This window comes from Pseudomonas sp. GW822-FHT02D10 (genome assembly GCF_058802345.1).
The window spans coordinates 17,943-34,045 of sequence record NZ_JBXAOB010000024.1 but is presented as its reverse complement, the minus strand read 5'-3'; the positions used below and the strand labels follow the sequence as shown (position 1 = coordinate 34,045).

Here is a 16,103-nt window from a genome sequence, read left to right as displayed (position 1 = left end):
GCGTTTTCATTTGCGCGGTATGAACGTTCGAGTTTGGGTGAGCAACATGTGGTGGAGCAAAGGCAAGTCGCGGATCACGGAGGGCGCACGCGTCCTGGCATCGCCATTGATCATGTCCCTGGAACCGCGAATGCTGTTCGACGGTGCGGTGGCGGCCACGGTGGCCGATACCACCCAGGCTGACAGCCACACCACCACCACCGACGCCGCCAAGGCACCGGTCACCGATCACCCGGCCGCGAGCAAGGACACCCACGCCCAGGCCGATAATGCGGCACCTGTGGCGCCAACCCCCACCGCTGTGCCAGGGCAGAGCGTGGTATTCGTCGACGCCCGGGTCAAAGACGCTGACAGCCTGCTCAAAGGCGTGGCCCCCGGCACTCAGGTGGTCCAGCTCGACGCGAGCAAGGACGGTTTGCAGCAGATTGCCGACTACCTCGGTCAGCACCAGGGCATCAGCTCGGTGCAGATCATCGCCCACGGCAACGCCGGTGACCTGTGGCTGGGTGACAGCTACCTGTCGGCCGAAAATGTCGCGGCCCGCAGCGCGGTGCTGGCCGAGATCGGCAAGGACATGAAGGTCGGCGGCGACATTCTGATTTACGCCTGCTACACCGCCGAAGGGACGCGTGGCTTGAATTTTGTCGACTCTCTGGCGCAGTTGACCGGCCGTGATATCGCCGCCTCGGATAACCGCACCGGTGTGGGCGGCGACTGGAACCTGGAAATCGCCACGGGCACTATCGAAAGCGCCAACGTGCTCTCGAAAACGGCCATGAGCGAGTACCAGTGGGGTCTGGCGACCTGGACCGCCAGCAACAACGGCAACACGGGCGTGGGTTCGTTGCGCGCCGCGATTGCCTCGGCGCAGAACGGCGATATCGTCACCTTCAACGGCAGCATGACCGTGCAGCTCACCTCCGAGTTGCTGGTCAGCAAGAACATCACCATCGACGGTGACCTGAACAATGACGGCGTGGCGGATGTGACCCTGGACGGCCAGTACAAGACCCGGGTGATCGAGATCGCCTCGGGCAGCACGGTGACCCTCGACGGGTTGGTGATTACCCGAGGCCTGGTCTCGGGTGCGGGTGGCAATGGTGGATCTGGCGCGGACGGGTCCATGGGCGGCGGTATTTTCAACGCCGGGATCCTGACCCTGTACAACGTCAGCGTGACCTCTAACGCGGCCTCGGGCGGCGGTGGTGGCGGTGGTGTGACGGGTGTTTACTCTGGCGGCGGCGGCGGTGGCGGCGGTGGGTTGGGCAGCCAGGGCGGCGGCCACGGCGGTTCGACGGGGTCGGGCACCGGCACCTATGGCGGCCAGGCAGGCGGTGGCGGCGTGGGCGGCTACGGCGGCGCTTACGACGCCACCCACATGGGCGGTCGCGGTGGCACCAGCACCGGTGGCAACGGAGGGATCGGGGTTCACGGGTACAGCAATGGCGGTAGCGGGGGGACGGCCACCAACGGCACGATTTCCATCGGCGGCGGTGGTGGCGGTGCCGGTTTGGACAAGGTGGGCGGTGCAGGCGGCAACGCGGCTGGCGGGATCTACAACGCCTCGACCGGCACCCTAACTATCGTCGGTACGTCGACCATCACCAATAACATCGGCGCCGGCGGCGGCGGTGGCGGTGGTAGCGGTAGCGGCTACGCCGGCAACGGCGGGATCGGCGGCAGGGGTGTCGGTGCGATCTGGAACAAAGGCACCCTCCAGATCACCGCGACCAACTTCGCGGCCATTTCCGGTAACGCGGCGGGCAGCGGTGCCGGTGGTGCGGCACTGGGCGTTGGTACGACAGGCACCAGCCCGACGGCGGTAGCGGCGATCTACAACGACGGCGGCGTCCTGAATACCACGTACCCGCCGTCGCCCGCCGCGACCATCGTAGTGGCGGACAACTCGCTGATAATCGGCGAAACCTCACTGGTCACCTTCACGTTCTCTGAAGCCGTCAGCGGTTTCACCAATGCCGACCTTACGATGACCAACGGCACGCTGACGGCAGTCAGCAGCAGTGATGGCGGCACCACCTGGACCGCGACCTTTACCCCGAGTTCAAGCGTCACGGGCAACACCAACCAGATCTTCCTGGACAACACCGGCGTGACGAGCGTGTCGCGGGGCGTAACCGGGTTCGGCACCAGCTCGTCCAATAATTACGCCGTCGACACCGTACGGCCAACGGCGACCGTTGTGGTCGCCAATAGCACGGTGAACATCGGCGGATCCACCGTGACCATTACGTTCAGCGAAGCGGTGACCGGTTTCAGCACCGCCGACATGACCGTTTCCAACGGCACCCTGACCAACCTGACCACCAGCAACAACATCACCTGGACAGCGACGCTCACTCCGACCAACGGCCTCAACAATGCCAGCAACCTGATTACCCTGGACAACACGGCCTACACCGATACGGCGGGCAATGCCGGTGTCGGGTCGGCGGACTCCAACAACTATGCGATCGACAGCGTAAGGCCGACCGCGAGTATCGTGGTCGACAACAGCGCGCTGAACATCGGGGCAACGTCCCCGGTGACCATTACCTTCAGCGAAGCGGTGACCGGCTTCACCAACGCCGACCTGACGATCCCCAACGGCACGCTGACCGCGGTCAGCAGCAGTGATGGCGGCATCACCTGGACGGCAACGTTCACCCCGACCACGGGCGTCAACGATACGACCAACCTGATCACCCTGGCCAACACCGGGGTGGCTGACCTGGCCGGCAATGCGGGCAGCGGCACCACCGATTCCGGCAACTTCACCATCGATACTGTGCGCCCGACCGCGACCATCGTGGTGGCCGACAACGCTTTGACAATCGGTGAAACCTCGCTGGTGACCATCACCTTCTCCGAAGCGGTGAGCGGTTTCAGCAACGCCGACCTGACGATTGCCAACGGCACGCTGACCGCGGTCAGCAGCAGCGATGGCGGTGTGACCTGGACGGCGACCTTTACCCCGACCAACGCCATTACCGATGCCACCAACCTGATCACCCTGGACAACAGCGGCGTGCAGAACGGTTCCGGCAACGTCGGCAGCGGCAGCACCGATTCGAACAACTACGCTATCGACACTGTTCGGCCGACGGCGACTATCGTGGTCGCCGAGAATGCCTTGAAAATCGGTGACACCTCGCTGGTGACCATCACCTTTTCCGAGGCAGTAACCAGCTTCACTAACGCCGACCTGACGATTGCCAATGGCACGCTGACGGCGGTCAGCAGCAGTGATGGCGGCATCACCTGGACGGCGACCTTTACCCCGAGCGCCAGCACCACCGACGCCACCAACCTGATCACCCTGGACAACACCGGCGTGGCCGACTTGTCCGGCAACGCCGGAAGCGGCAGCACCGACTCGAATAACTTCGCCATCGACACCCAGCGTCCGACCGCGACCATTGTGCTGGCCGACCCGACGCTGGCCGCCGGTGACACCTCGCTGGTGACCATCACCTTCTCCGAAGCGGTGAGCGGATTTACCAACGCCGACCTGAGCATCGCCAATGGCACGCTGAGCGCGGTGAGCAGCGGCGACGGCGGCATTACCTGGACCGCGACGTTCACCCCGACCGACGGGGTGTCTGATGCAACCAACCTGATCACTCTGGCGAACGCCGGTGTCAGTGACCTGGCAGGCAACGCCGGCAGCGGCACCATTGACTCGGGCAACTACGTGGTCAACACCGCGCACCCGAGCGCGACCATCGTGGTCGCCGACAACGCTTTGACAATCGGTGAAACCTCGCTGGTGACCATCACCTTCTCCGAGGCGGTGACCGGCTTCACCAACGCCGACCTGACAATAGCCAACGGCACACTGACCGCGGTCAGCAGCAGCGATGGCGGTGTGACCTGGACCGCGACCTTTACCCCGACCAACGCCATTACCAACGCTACCAACCTGATCACGCTGGACAACACCGGTGTGCAAAACGCGGTGGGCAATATCGGCCTGGGTACGTCCAACTCCAATAACTACGCGATCGACACCGTGCGCCCGACCGCGACTATCGTGGTTGCCGAGAATGCTTTGAAAATCGGCGACACCTCGCTGGTGACCATCACCTTCAGTGAGGCGGTGACCAGCTTCACCAACGCCGACCTGACGATTGCCAATGGCACGCTGACGGCGGTCAGCAGCAGTGATGGCGGCATCACCTGGACGGCGACCTTTACCCCGAGCGCCAGCACCACCGACGCCACCAACCTGATCACCCTGGACAACACCGGCGTGTCCGACTTGTCCGGCAACGCCGGGAGCGGCAGCACCGACTCGAACAACTTCGCCATCGACACCCAGCGTCCAACCGCCACCATCGTACTGGCCGATTCGACGCTGGCCGCCGGTGACACCTCGCTGGTGACCATCACCTTTTCCGAGGCGGTGACCGGCTTCACCAACGCCGACCTGACGATCCCCAACGGCACGCTGACAGCGGTCAGCAGCAGTGATGGCGGTATCACCTGGACGGCCACCTTCACCCCGACCACGGGTGTCAACGATACGACCAACCTGATCACCCTGGCCAACACCGGGGTGGCTGACCTGGCCGGCAATGCGGGCAGCGGCACCACCGACTCCGGCAACTTCACCATCGATACCGTGCGCCCGACCGCGACCATCGTGGTGGCCGATAACGCGCTGAATATCGGCGAAACCTCGCTGGTGACCATCACCTTCTCCGAAGCGGTGAGCGGTTTCAGCAACGCCGACCTGACGATTGCCAACGGCACGCTGACCGCGGTCAGCAGCAGCGATGGCGGCGTGACTTGGACGGCGACCTTTACCCCGAGCAACGCCATTACCGACGCCACCAACCTGATCACGCTGGACAACAGCGGCGTGCAGAACGGTTCCGGCAACGTCGGCAGCGGCAGCACCGATTCGAACAACTACGCCATCGACACTGTGCGCCCGACCGCCACCATCGTGGTGACGGACACTGCGTTGGGGATCGGTCAGACTTCGTTGGTGACCATCACCTTCAGTGAAGCGGTGAGCGGTTTTACCAACGCCGATCTGACGATCGACAACGGTACGCTGAGTGCGGTGAGTAGCAGCGATGGCGGCGTGACCTGGACCGCCACATTGACTCCGGTGAACGGCGTCACTCACAGCGGCAATGTGATCACTCTGGACAACACCGGGATTGCCGACCTGTCCGGCAACGCCGGGACCGCGACCACCGATTCCAATACGTACGCTATCGACAGCCAGCGCCCGACCGCCACCATCGTGCTGGCCGACCCGACGCTGGCCGCTGGTGAAACCTCGTTGGTGACCATCACCTTCTCCGAGGCGGTGACCGGCTTCACCAATGCCGATCTGACGATCCCCAACGGCACGCTGACCGCGGTCAGCAGCAGTGATGGCGGTATCACCTGGACCGCCACCTTCACCCCGACCGCGGGCATCAACGATACGACCAACCTGATCACCCTGGCCAACGCCGGCGTGGCCGACCTGGCCGGTAATGCGGGCAGCGGGATCACCAACTCCGGCAATTTCACCATTGATACCGTGCGTCCGACCGCGACCATCGTGGTCGCGGACAACGCTTTGAAAATCGGTGATACCTCGCTGGTGACCATCACCTTCTCCGAAGCGGTGAGCGGTTTCAGCAACGCCGACCTGACGATTGCCAACGGCACGCTGACCGCGGTCAGCAGCAGCGATGGCGGCGTGACCTGGACGGCGACTTTTACCCCGAGCAACGCGATTACCGACGCCACCAACCTGATCACCCTGGACAATACCGGTGTGCAGAACGGTTCCGGCAACGTCGGCAGCGGCAGCACCGATTCGAACAACTACGCCATCGACACCGTGCGCCCGACCGCCACCATCGTGGTGACGGACACTGCGTTGGGGATCGGTCAGACTTCGTTGGTGACCATCACCTTCAGTGAAGCGGTGACCGGGTTTACCAACGCCGATCTGACGATTGCCAACGGCACCCTGACCGCCGTGAGCAGCAGTGATGGCGGCGTGACCTGGACCGCGACCTTTACCCCGAGCGCCAGCACCACCGACGCCACCAACCTGATCACCCTGGACAACACCGGTGTGGCCGACCTGTCTGGCAACGCCGGGAGCGGCAGCACCGACTCGAATAACTTCGCCATCGACACCCAGCGTCCGACCGCCACCATTGTGCTGGCCGACTCGACACTGGCCGCCGGTGAAACCTCGTTGGTGACCATCACCTTCTCCGAGGCGGTGACCGGCTTCACCAATGCCGATCTGACGATCCCCAACGGTACGTTGACCGCGGTCAGCAGCAGTGATGGCGGTATCACCTGGACGGCCACCTTCACGCCAACCGACGGCATAAAAGACACGACCAACCTGATCACCCTGGCCAACACCGGCGTGGCTGACCTGATCGGCAACGCCGGGACCGGCACCACCGACTCGGGCAACTTCACCATCGACACCCAGCACCCGACCGCGACCATCGTGGTCGCGGACAACGCTTTGAAAATCGGTGATACCTCGCTGGTGACCATCGCCTTCTCGGAAGCGGTCAACGGTTTCACCAACGCCGACCTGACCATTGCCAACGGCGCGCTGAGCGCGGTCAGCTCAAGCGACGGTGGCATCACCTGGACCGCGACCTTCACCCCGTCCGCCGACATCACCGACACCACCAACCTGATCACCCTGGACAACAGCGGCGTGCAGAACACCTCCGGCAACACCGGTGTGGACACCACTGACTCGAACAACTACGCCATCGACACGCAACGTCCAACCGCAAGCATAGTGGTGGCCAATCCTCTGCTGGGCATTGGCCAGACTTCGCAGGTGACTATCACCTTCAGTGAGACGGTCAGTGGTTTCACGCTGTCCGACCTCAGCGTGGCCAATGGCACGCTGTCCAATCTGCTGAGCAGCGACGGCGGCAAGACCTGGACAGCGACTCTGACGCCGACCGCGAATATCAACGACGCCACCAACCAGATTGTGCTCGACACCGCTAATGTGCTGGATAGCGCCGGTAACGCTGGCAGTACCGTTACCCTGTCCAACAACTATGTGCTCGATGCCGACCGGCCCACCGGGACTATCGTCGTCGCCGAGCCGCTCCTGGGCATCGGCCAGACCTCGCAGGTGACCATCACCTTCAGTGAAGCGGTGAGCGGTTTTGACCTCTCCGATCTGAGCGTGACCAACGGCGCGCTGTCCAACCTGGCCAGCAGTGACGGTGGCAAGACCTGGACCGCGACGTTCACGCCGACGGCGAGCGTGACGGACGCTACCAACCTGATTGTGCTCGACAACAGCAACGTCAACGACGCTGCAGGCAATGCCGGGACGGGACTGGCCATCTCCAACAACTATGCTCTGGACAGTGAACGCCCCACCGCGACCATCGTCATCGACAACCCGAACCTGGGCGTTGGCCAGACCTCGCAGGTGACCTTCACCTTCAGCGAAGCGGTGAAGCATTTCGATTTGTCCGACCTCAGTGTGGCCAATGGCACGCTTACCAACCTGAGCAGCAGCGACGGCGGCAAGACCTGGACCGCCACCCTGACCCCGACGGCCAATATCAACGATGCGACCAACTTCATCGGGCTGGACAGCAGCAATGTGACCGACCGCGCCGGGAACACCGGCACTGGGGTCGCGATCTCCAACAATTTTGCTATCAACACGGTGCCGGCCGTCGTGATCTCGGTCAGCGACCCGGTACCGTCTTCGAGCACATCGAATGTGCCATTGCAGCCGATCGTCTTCACGCCGCCGACCGGCAATCTCGGTTCACCGCTGACCTTTGCACCGCTGTTCGAGCAGCGGGTATTGGGGGATGGCATCCGCCCACTGGGGGATATTTTCATCAATCGTGGCGCACTGAGCCCAAGCTTTATCGCGCAGGTGTTCACTAGCAGCGACAGCGGCGGAAATAGTTCCGGTCACGGCTTCCTGGGGTTTGGCAGCGGTGATGGCGGGGTGTTTGGCAACAGCACCCTGTCGAGTCTGTTCAGCCATGAATCGAGCAGCGGCAACAGTTCGTTCAACGCGTCCGGCGACAGGTCGATCCAGAGCGGCGGCGACGCTTCCCGGGGTCCGCACGGTGCATATGGTGCGCTGACCCTGGGCGAACAACTTCAGCAACTCGAGACCATCGAGCAACAGCAGATCAAGGCATTGGCCACAGCGTTGCAACAGGTCGGCATCAGCGAAATGCAGGCCTGAATAGAAAAACCTCAACTTATGCAGCACCCAGGGGCGGTCCAAGGATGAAAAAAAGTCAGAAACTATTCGGCGCCAGCTTGCTGGCGCTAGCGATCAGCGGATGTGCGGTGACCAGTGAACCGATTGAGCGCCGCGTCAGCGAGCAGCGCGCCAAAAGCGACCTGGCGAGCATGTACAAGGATCAGGAACCCCTGAGCGGCCCGCTGACACTGCACCAGGCCATGGCCCGCGCGGTGAAGTACAACCTTGAAGGCCGCTTGAAAATCATGGAAGAGGCGTTGGCCAAGCGCCAACTCGACCTCGCCAGCTTCGACATGCTGCCGCGCATGGCCCTGGACGCCGGTTATGTAGGGCGCAACAACACCAGCGGCTCCAGCAGCCAGAGCGTGCGCACTGGCACCCAGTCCCTCGAACCATCGACCTCACAGGACCGCGACCGCAGAGTCGCCGACCTGACCATGGTGTGGAACGTCCTCGACTTCGGTGTCAGCTACATCAACGCCAAGCAGCAGGGCGATCAACGGCTGATCGTTCAGGAGCGCCGGCGCAAGGTCATCAACACCATCGTTCAGGACGTGCGCTCGGCTTATTGGCGGGCGGTGGCCGCTGAACGCCTGCTCAAGCAGATCGACACGCTGATGGCGCGGGTCGATGCCGCGCGTAACAACAGTCAGAGCATGAGCGAGCAGCGCATCGGCGACCCGGTGCAGGCCTTGGGGTACCAGCGTTCGCTGATCGAAGCCACGCGCCAGCTCGAAGAGCAGCGCCGGGCACTGTCGTTGGCGAAAACCGAACTGGCGACCCTGATCAACCTGCCGATGGGCACTGACTTGACGTTGGCGACCCCTGAGGATTACCCGATTCCGGAACTCAAGGTCGGCATGGCCAGCCTCGAACAGGAAGCCCTGGCCAGCCGCCCGGAACTGCGTGAGCAGGATTATCAGACGCGCATCAGCACCGCCGAAACCCGCAAAGCCATGCTACGGCTGCTGCCGGGGCTGGAGCTCTCGGCTGGCGGGCATTACGACAGCAACTCGTTTCTGGTCAACGACAAGTGGGCCGACTACGGGGTTAAAATCACCTGGAACCTGTTCAACGTAATCTCCGCCCCGGCGGCGATCGACGTTGCCAAGGCTGGGGAAGAAGTGGCCAAGGCGCGCCGTCAGGCGATGTCGATCGCGGTGCTGGCGCAGCTCTATGTGGCCAACGCCAACTACCGCGAAGCGCTGCGCCAGTTCCAGACCAACCAGCAGCTGTCGGATATTGACGGGCAGATTCTTGGCCAGTTACGTAACCGCCATCAGGCAGCCGGTATCGGCGAACTGGACCTGATTCAGGGCGAACTGAACACCCTGCAAGCCGACTTGCGCCGCGACCTGTCGTACGCCGATTTGCGCAACGCTTACGGGCAGATCTTCGCCAGCGCCGGGCTCGACCCGCTGCCGGATCAGGTGCAATCGACCCAAGTGCAATCGATCGCCACCGAGCTGGCCAGTCGCGAGGACGCGTGGGCCGCCGGCAACATCACGGTGCCGCCAGCGCATGTTCAAGGCAAGTAATCTGCTGGCGCCCACGATCAGCGTCAGTCGGGTACAGCGGGAGGGCCGATGACGCGTCCGGCGTTTTCTCGCTTGCCGGTGACGGTGCATCTGCCGTTGCTGTTGCAGGCGTTGGCGCAGATCAAGGACAGCGACTGGCACAGCCATTTCAACCGTGACTATTACGCGGGCGACTGGAGCGGCGTGGCGCTTGTCAGCGCGGTCGACGCCCTGACGGAGTTGTCCCCCGGCCGTGGGAAACCGGTGCCGCGAGCGCCTTGGCTGCTCGATGGTCGGTGGCAATACGCATTGCAGGGTTTGTCGTTGGACATTGTTTCGGCAAGGCTGCTGAAGCTGGGGCCGGGCAGTCGCATTCACGAGCACCGCGACTACGACCTCGAGGGGCCAGCGGCCGATCTGCGGCTGCATATTCCGCTGCTCAGCCCGCCCAACGTCGACTTTCTGCTCGACGGTTTACGGATTCCGATGAAGGCCGGCGAATGCTGGTTTCTCGACCTGTCGCGGCCCCACAGCGTCGACAACCGCGACAGCCGTGAACGGGTGCATCTGGTGATCGATTGCAGGCCCGGTGCATGGCTGGAACAGGCCATTATCGAGGGTGCGTCAACCACGCCGGAGACTGGCATCGGTCACGCGGCGCAAGCGCTGGCACAGTTTCGACGGCTGCTGGAAAGCGATCCGCAGCTCTGCAAGACCTTGCAGGGCATGACTGACAACGAAGCCTTTATTGCCACCACCCTGAAGCTGGCTGCCGAGCGTGGCCTGGCGTTCTCCCGTGAAGAGCTGCGTGCGGCGATGCGTCATGGCCGGCGTCAGTGGAACGAGCAATGGAGCGCTTGAACCTCGACGGCTGGTTGCCGATTCGCATCTGGGAACAGGATGCAGAGTGGCGGGTCGATTGGTGCTGGTTCGGTGATCAGCCCTTGCGTCAGCCGTTTTTCCGCGACGCGGTGGACGAAGCGCTGCGCTTGCCATTCAACCAGGCCTTCCGGCGTCAAACGCCGCTGAGTACGCTGAGTGATTGGCAGACAACCCGCCCAGGGCTGGCGCCGAGCGCGTTCATTTTTCACGCCTCACGCTGCGGTTCGACGTTGATCAGCCAGATGCTTGCGCAACTCGACAATCACATCGTCATTTGCGAACCACCGCCACTGGATACCCTGCTGCGCAGCACGCTGCCGCCAGCAGAGCGCAGCGCGGCCATTCGCGGTTTGCTTTCGGCCTACGGCCAGCGGCGCCGAGGGGTGGAACAACGGTTGGTGATCAAGCTGGACGCCTGGAGCATCGGTGAGCTGAAGCAGTTGCGCGAGTGTTTTCCTGAAACACCCTGGCTATTTGTCTACCGCGACCCGTTGGAAATCGCTGTTTCCCACCTGCGCCGTCCGGGGATGCACATGGTGTCGGGGATGATTGGCGCCAGCGCGCTGGACGATGAGGCGGCGTTCGAGGGACGAGAAGACTTTATTGCCCGACGCTTGGGCCGGTTGCTGCACTTGGGCGCTGAGTATTGCCACGAATTTTCCGGCCTGGCCGTCAACTACAGTGAGTTGCCGCACGCGATGGGAGGACGTTTGGCCAGGTTTTTTGCTCTGAATGCCGAGCAGCGGACACGGGTGTTCAGCGCCGTGAATCAGCACGCCAAGCAGCCGAGCGAAACGTTCGTGGCCGACGGCAAAGACAAACAACGAGAGGCCTCACCGCAACTCAGAGAACGCGTTGAGTGGTGGGCGCGCGGGCCTTACGCAGTGCTGGAGCAGCTGCGATGCAGCCTCAATTCTTCGACGACAAATCCGCCATACCCTTGAGCAACTCGATCGGCAGCGGGAAGACAATGGTCGAACTCTTGTCGCCGGCAATCAAACTCAGGGTCTGCATGTAACGCAACTGCATGGCACCGGGCTGGCGACCGAGCATTTCGGCGGCTTGCATGAGTTTTTCCGAGGCCTGCAATTCACCTTCGGCGTGGATCACCTTCGCCCGCCGTTCGCGTTCGGCTTCGGCCTGTTTGGCAATGGCGCGGATCATCGATTCGTTGAGGTCGACGTGTTTGATCTCGACGTTGGCGACCTTGATCCCCCAGGCATCCGTCTGGGCGTCCAGCACCTGCTGGATGTCGAAGTTCAAGCGTTCGCGTTCGGCCAGCAGCTCGTCCAGTTCATGTTTACCGAGCACTGCCCGCAAGGTGGTTTGTGCCAGTTGGCTGGTGGCCATGAGGAAGTCTTCGACCTGGATGATCGCTTTCTGCGAGTCGAGCACACGGAAGTACAACACCGCGTTGACCTTTACCGAGACGTTGTCGCGGGTGATCACGTCTTGCGGCGGTACGTCGAGCACCACGGTGCGCAGATCGACCCGAACCATTTGCTGGACCACCGGTATCAACAGGATCAGCCCCGGACCCTTGACCTGCCAGAAGCGTCCGAGCTGGAACACCACGCCGCGCTCGTATTCACGCAGGATGCGGAAGGTCGACCCCGCCAGTACAATCAGCAGCACCAGCAGCGCGGCAAAACCCAGTTGCAGACCCATGATCATTCTCCTTGCGGCGCCGCGTCAGCCGCGGCCACTTCCAGCAGCGTTCCCTTGCGCGCCACCACCCGGACCAATTGCCCCGGTTGCAGCGGTGTGGCACTCAGCACCCGCCAACGTTCACCTTGCAAATGCACCCAGCCGTTATAGGCACTGCCGGCCTGCAACGCCGTCACCGGCGTCACGCTGCCGACTAACCCGGAATCGCCACTGACGGTGTCCCGCGGTCGGGTTTTCAGGGCATGGATCAGCAACGCGATCAACAACAGCGCGCTGATCAGCGCAAGGCCGATGATGAGTGGCGTGGGGACATCGGTATTGCTCAGAATCACCGCACCGATCACAAACATCATGATGCCGCCCAGCCCGACCACGCCGTAGTTGGGCAGCACCGCCTCCGCCACGATGAACGCGATACCAAACATCATCAGCCAGACGCCGAGCGGGTTAGGGACGATCAGCACGACAGTGTCCGCCGCGAAAACCGATCCGCTCAAACCCAACAACAGCGCAACCAACCACCACCAGCGAGTGTTCACTTGACCCTCCAGGAGAGTCATCCGTCTGCGAGCCACACGGTGGCCCTGCTTATAGTCTAGTTGAGCCTTTGGCTGGATGAATTCTGATCAATTTTTGCGAGTTTCCAGTGGGCAGATTTATCACCGGGTTCCGGCAGCAGGCCTAGACTTTAGAGGAGACGCCAACCTGTTTAATCATCGTCCGTCCGCCTTGCGACGGACACCGAGGTGCATCATGCGTATGGCAAGAACCGTGCAGCGCAGCCTGGAAGAGGCACGCTGCGAATTTGACGTTGTCTCTCACCCGCACTCCGCCAGCAGCCTGGAAACCGCCCGGGTGGCGGGCATTCCTGCTGAGCGCGTAGCGAAATCGGTGATCCTCGACGACCACCACGGCCACTACCTGATGGCCGTGTTGCCGGCCAGCCGGCATCTGGACCTGACCAAAGTGCGTGGCAGCGGTGAATGGCAAGTCACCCGCGAAAGCACCCTGGCCCACCTGTTCAACGACTGCGAACGCGGCGCCGTTCCGGCCCTGGGCGAATCCTATGGGCTGGACATGGTCATCGACCCGATGCTGACCCGTCAGAAAGAGATCTACGTCGAAGCCGGCAACCACAACAACCTCGTGCACTTGAGCATGGACCAGTACCTGAAAATGGTGCCCCATGCCGAGGTGTGCGAGCTGAGTCAGTAGCCATTGTTGGCGGTGAATGCACCGCCGCCATCGCGGGCAAGCCGCGCTCCCACAGGAACCGCCGTGTGTGGGAGCGTGGCTTGCCCGCGATGGACTGCGCAGCGGTCCTCGACCCTCTAAAAACTCAGGAGCCAATTCCCATGGAATCACCTACCCACAGCCTCCCCAACCTGTTCAAACAACTCGGCCTGCCCGACGACGCCGAAAGCATCGACAAATTCATCGCCACCCATTCACCCTTGAAACCCGAACTGCACCTGGCCGACGCCTTCTTCTGGACCCAATGCCAGGCGGATTTCCTGCGCGAGGACATCCTCGAGGATTCCGACTGGGCAGAGGTGGTGGATCAGCTGGATGTGCTGTTGAGGAAGGGGCGGGGAGTGTAAAAAAATCTGATGGAAAATGGAGAAATGTAAAAAAATCTGGGGAAAAGTAAAAAAATCTGAGGGAAAACTGCGTTTGTCAGTTTTTTCTGGAGTTGTTTAACACGGAGCGATAGACCAGATTAACGGCCTGAATTGAGGTCTTAATGATGCAACGTGTTCTGGCCGACAAGGCTGTCAGCGTTTCCGAATTGAAGAAGAACCCGTCTGCTGTACTCAGTGGTGCAAACGGTGGACCGGTTGCCGTGCTCAATCGCAACCGGGTGATGGGCGACATGGTGCCCGCCGAGGTGTTCGAGTCCATGGTGGAGCGCTTGGGCGACCTTGAGCTTACCGAACTGGTTCGGGCTCGAATCCACGAAACCCCGGTCCCGGTAACGTTGGATGACCTATAAGCTCGTTTCGGTGGTGGTTGTCGGCAAGCGTGAACTCAACGCCCGTGTACGAACGGGCTAAAAAACGCCAGGAAAAGTCCGTAGCGGTTTTGCTTGGTTGCACCCCCCGAAACGCCCCCCTATAGTTCGACACGTCGCCGCACATTGGCGACAGGATTTGGCGATCCTACTTCATAACCCAGCGCTTCAGCGTCCAGTATTCTTGCGCCTCGATTTTATCGGTCGAGGTGAGATGCTTTATGGCGGCTGTGCGTGGGAGACCTTCGGGTCTGCCGGGTTTGGGATATGGACCGGTTCGCCAACCTGCGTACAGCTGCCACCCCTTTTCGTTTGGCGACGATGAGTGATGGCTTCAAAAAACTACTTTTTTGAGAGCTTCCCATGCACCCATATCGACCATTGAGCACCAACCCAACCCCCGTCTGCGTTCTGGCCTACAACATCCTCGCGCCGACCCACTTTCTCCACGAAACCGCCTGTAGCCGTGTTCGGATCGGCACCGATCTGCTGGAAACCCTCACCTCGATCACCCTTCGCGATCTCAATGACAAAGACTTCTATCGCCTGATCAACGCCGCGTACGTGTCATTGCGCGATGGGCTGGATTTGATGGAAGAGCTGCAACACCGCCTGGCCGCACAGGCGGCGCAAGCGAGCTGAGGTTGCTGCAATGCGTTCCCGCGCAAGGCGCGGGAATGTTCATTTCTCAAGAGGCCATTGGCGCGAGGTATGAACCAAGGCGAGTATCCACGCGGTTCCCTGATCCAGTTGATATACCAGTCGGTAACTTTGATGAGGGATCAATTCGCGTGTACCAAAAATCGTCCCTGCAGGACCGCATTCAGGGTGGAGTGAAAGGCGAGAAACCGATTCGCTGAATCGGTTGTCCATCTCGATGGCTGCTTGTGGGTTTACTGAATGGAGATAATCCCAAATGTCTGCACGATCCTGTGCCGCGGCTGGCGTCCAAATTATCCTCATCCTTGTCTGGCTGCTTGAGTACGCCTGGCAGCAAATTCGGCTTCTACTTCATCGTTTGTCAGGCCTTCGCCTGCCCGCATGGAGACTCGCGCGATGTCGACTTTACGTTGCAAGAATGCCTCGTACTCACGCGACTCTCGTTGTGTTTGAACAAACTGACGCATCATTTCCCGGACAATTTGCGACGCTGGCCGATGAGACGCTTCTGCTTCAGCCATGAACTGTTCGCGCAGTTCGGGTTCAAGTTTCATCGTGAAGACGGCTTGTTTGGACATGGTCTGCTTTCCGGATTTGTGTACTGAAAAAGTATATACGTCTTCAGTACATATTCATCACTGCCCAGATGTTGCCGCGACGAGCGGGCGAATTCGTGATCTCAACGACAAAGACTTCTACCGCCTGATCAACGCCGCGTACGTTTCATTGCGCGATGGGCTGGATCTGATGGAGGAGCTGCAACACCGCTTGGCCGCACAGGCAGCGCAAGCGAGCTGAGGTCGATTCAGAGCGTTCCCGCGCAAGATGCGGGAATGCTCATATGCTCGTCCTCATAAATTTTGACGAGCGCCGCTAATGCCTCCAGCTCATTGCCTTCTGGCGATGTCAGCGCCGCACCCCATAACTGCTCGATTCGCGAAAGTGCGTTCGCGAGGTCCTCATCGCTTTGGATAGGTTTGATGTCCATCAGGTAATTTCCCTCTTGATCTGGCTGCTTTGGGCTTCTGTGCCGACGTAGCAGTGAAAACCTAGCTACCGGTCGTAATCTCAGGGTCGCTCGATACCGTTGCAGCGATGACCAAAGAATTGTTTCAAAACTTGA

14 protein-coding genes are annotated in these 16,103 nt (G+C 61.4%); 9 read left to right on the top strand and 5 right to left on the bottom strand.

What is annotated here, in order from left to right; genetic code table 11:
• Positions 1–46 precede the first annotated feature (46 nt).
• The 4 genes from AC1RPZ_RS25770 to AC1RPZ_RS25755 are packed head-to-tail and all read left to right on the top strand — an operon-like array spanning position 47 to position 11,585.
• Positions 47–8,221: an Ig-like domain-containing protein gene (locus tag AC1RPZ_RS25770; RefSeq protein WP_493140511.1), complete on the top strand. Its 8,175-nt coding sequence runs from the start codon at positions 47–49 to the stop codon at positions 8,219–8,221.
• A gap of 44 nt (positions 8,222–8,265) precedes the next feature.
• Entirely contained in the window at positions 8,266–9,780 is a 1,515-nt protein-coding gene (locus tag AC1RPZ_RS25765) for a TolC family protein (protein ID WP_493140509.1), read from the top strand.
• Between the two features lie 48 nt (positions 9,781–9,828).
• A complete protein-coding gene (locus AC1RPZ_RS25760; RefSeq protein WP_493140507.1) occupies positions 9,829–10,620 on the top strand; it encodes an aspartyl/asparaginyl beta-hydroxylase domain-containing protein in 792 nt (263 codons plus the stop codon).
• Positions 10,608–11,585 carry a sulfotransferase family protein gene (locus tag AC1RPZ_RS25755; protein WP_493140505.1) on the top strand — a complete coding sequence of 326 codons (978 nt, stop codon included), beginning with the start codon at positions 10,608–10,610 and terminating at the stop codon, positions 11,583–11,585. The genes AC1RPZ_RS25760 and AC1RPZ_RS25755 overlap by 13 nt, the downstream gene beginning before the upstream one ends.
• Here AC1RPZ_RS25755 and AC1RPZ_RS25750 read toward each other — a convergent pair.
• A complete protein-coding gene (locus AC1RPZ_RS25750; protein ID WP_493140504.1) occupies positions 11,551–12,309 on the bottom strand; it encodes a slipin family protein in 759 nt (252 codons plus the stop codon). The two genes, AC1RPZ_RS25755 and AC1RPZ_RS25750, sit on opposite strands and share 35 nt — an antisense overlap.
• 2 nt (positions 12,310–12,311) lie before the next feature.
• Positions 12,312–12,848, bottom strand: a complete 537-nt coding sequence (locus tag AC1RPZ_RS25745; RefSeq protein WP_493140502.1) for an NfeD family protein — start codon at positions 12,846–12,848, stop codon at positions 12,312–12,314.
• Positions 12,849–13,062: 214 nt separating this feature from the next.
• Here AC1RPZ_RS25745 and AC1RPZ_RS25740 point away from each other — a divergent pair, with 214 nt between their 5' ends.
• The 4 genes from AC1RPZ_RS25740 (at position 13,063) to AC1RPZ_RS25725 (ending at position 14,962) form a co-directional block, all read left to right on the top strand.
• A complete protein-coding gene (locus tag AC1RPZ_RS25740; protein WP_123427343.1) occupies positions 13,063–13,524 on the top strand; it encodes an aminoacyl-tRNA deacylase in 462 nt (153 codons plus the stop codon).
• A 140-nt stretch (positions 13,525–13,664) separates the two neighbouring features.
• Entirely contained in the window at positions 13,665–13,910 is a 246-nt protein-coding gene (locus AC1RPZ_RS25735; protein WP_123427341.1) for a DUF2789 domain-containing protein, read from the top strand.
• 146 nt (positions 13,911–14,056) lie between these two features.
• Positions 14,057–14,302, top strand: a complete 246-nt coding sequence (locus AC1RPZ_RS25730; protein WP_493140548.1) for a type II toxin-antitoxin system Phd/YefM family antitoxin — start codon at positions 14,057–14,059, stop codon at positions 14,300–14,302.
• Between the two features lie 381 nt (positions 14,303–14,683).
• Positions 14,684–14,962 carry a hypothetical protein gene (locus tag AC1RPZ_RS25725; RefSeq protein WP_427531287.1) on the top strand — a complete coding sequence of 93 codons (279 nt, stop codon included), beginning with the start codon at positions 14,684–14,686 and terminating at the stop codon, positions 14,960–14,962.
• 39 nt (positions 14,963–15,001) lie between these two features.
• On the opposite strand, the gene AC1RPZ_RS25720 is transcribed toward AC1RPZ_RS25725, so the two are convergent.
• Together AC1RPZ_RS25720 and AC1RPZ_RS25715 are read right to left on the bottom strand one after the other, a co-directional pair.
• The gene (locus AC1RPZ_RS25720; RefSeq protein ID WP_493140500.1) at positions 15,002–15,283 is read right to left on the bottom strand and encodes a type II toxin-antitoxin system RelE/ParE family toxin; all 282 of its coding nucleotides are present in this window, start codon (positions 15,281–15,283) and stop codon (positions 15,002–15,004) included.
• Positions 15,280–15,558 carry a hypothetical protein gene (locus tag AC1RPZ_RS25715; protein WP_019691151.1) on the bottom strand — a complete coding sequence of 93 codons (279 nt, stop codon included), beginning with the start codon at positions 15,556–15,558 and terminating at the stop codon, positions 15,280–15,282. Before AC1RPZ_RS25715 ends, AC1RPZ_RS25720 begins: the two co-directional genes overlap by 4 nt.
• Between AC1RPZ_RS25715 and AC1RPZ_RS25710 the strand changes: the two genes are divergently transcribed.
• Entirely contained in the window at positions 15,551–15,778 is a 228-nt protein-coding gene (locus AC1RPZ_RS25710; RefSeq protein WP_493140498.1) for a hypothetical protein, read from the top strand. The genes AC1RPZ_RS25715 and AC1RPZ_RS25710 overlap by 8 nt on opposite strands.
• Positions 15,779–15,785: 7 nt before the next feature.
• Here AC1RPZ_RS25710 and AC1RPZ_RS25705 read toward each other — a convergent pair whose 3' ends face one another.
• On the bottom strand, positions 15,786–15,968 hold the full coding sequence (locus AC1RPZ_RS25705; protein ID WP_145022412.1) for a transcriptional regulator: 183 nt from the start codon (positions 15,966–15,968) through the stop codon (positions 15,786–15,788).
• Between the last annotated feature and the right edge of the window lie 135 nt (positions 15,969–16,103).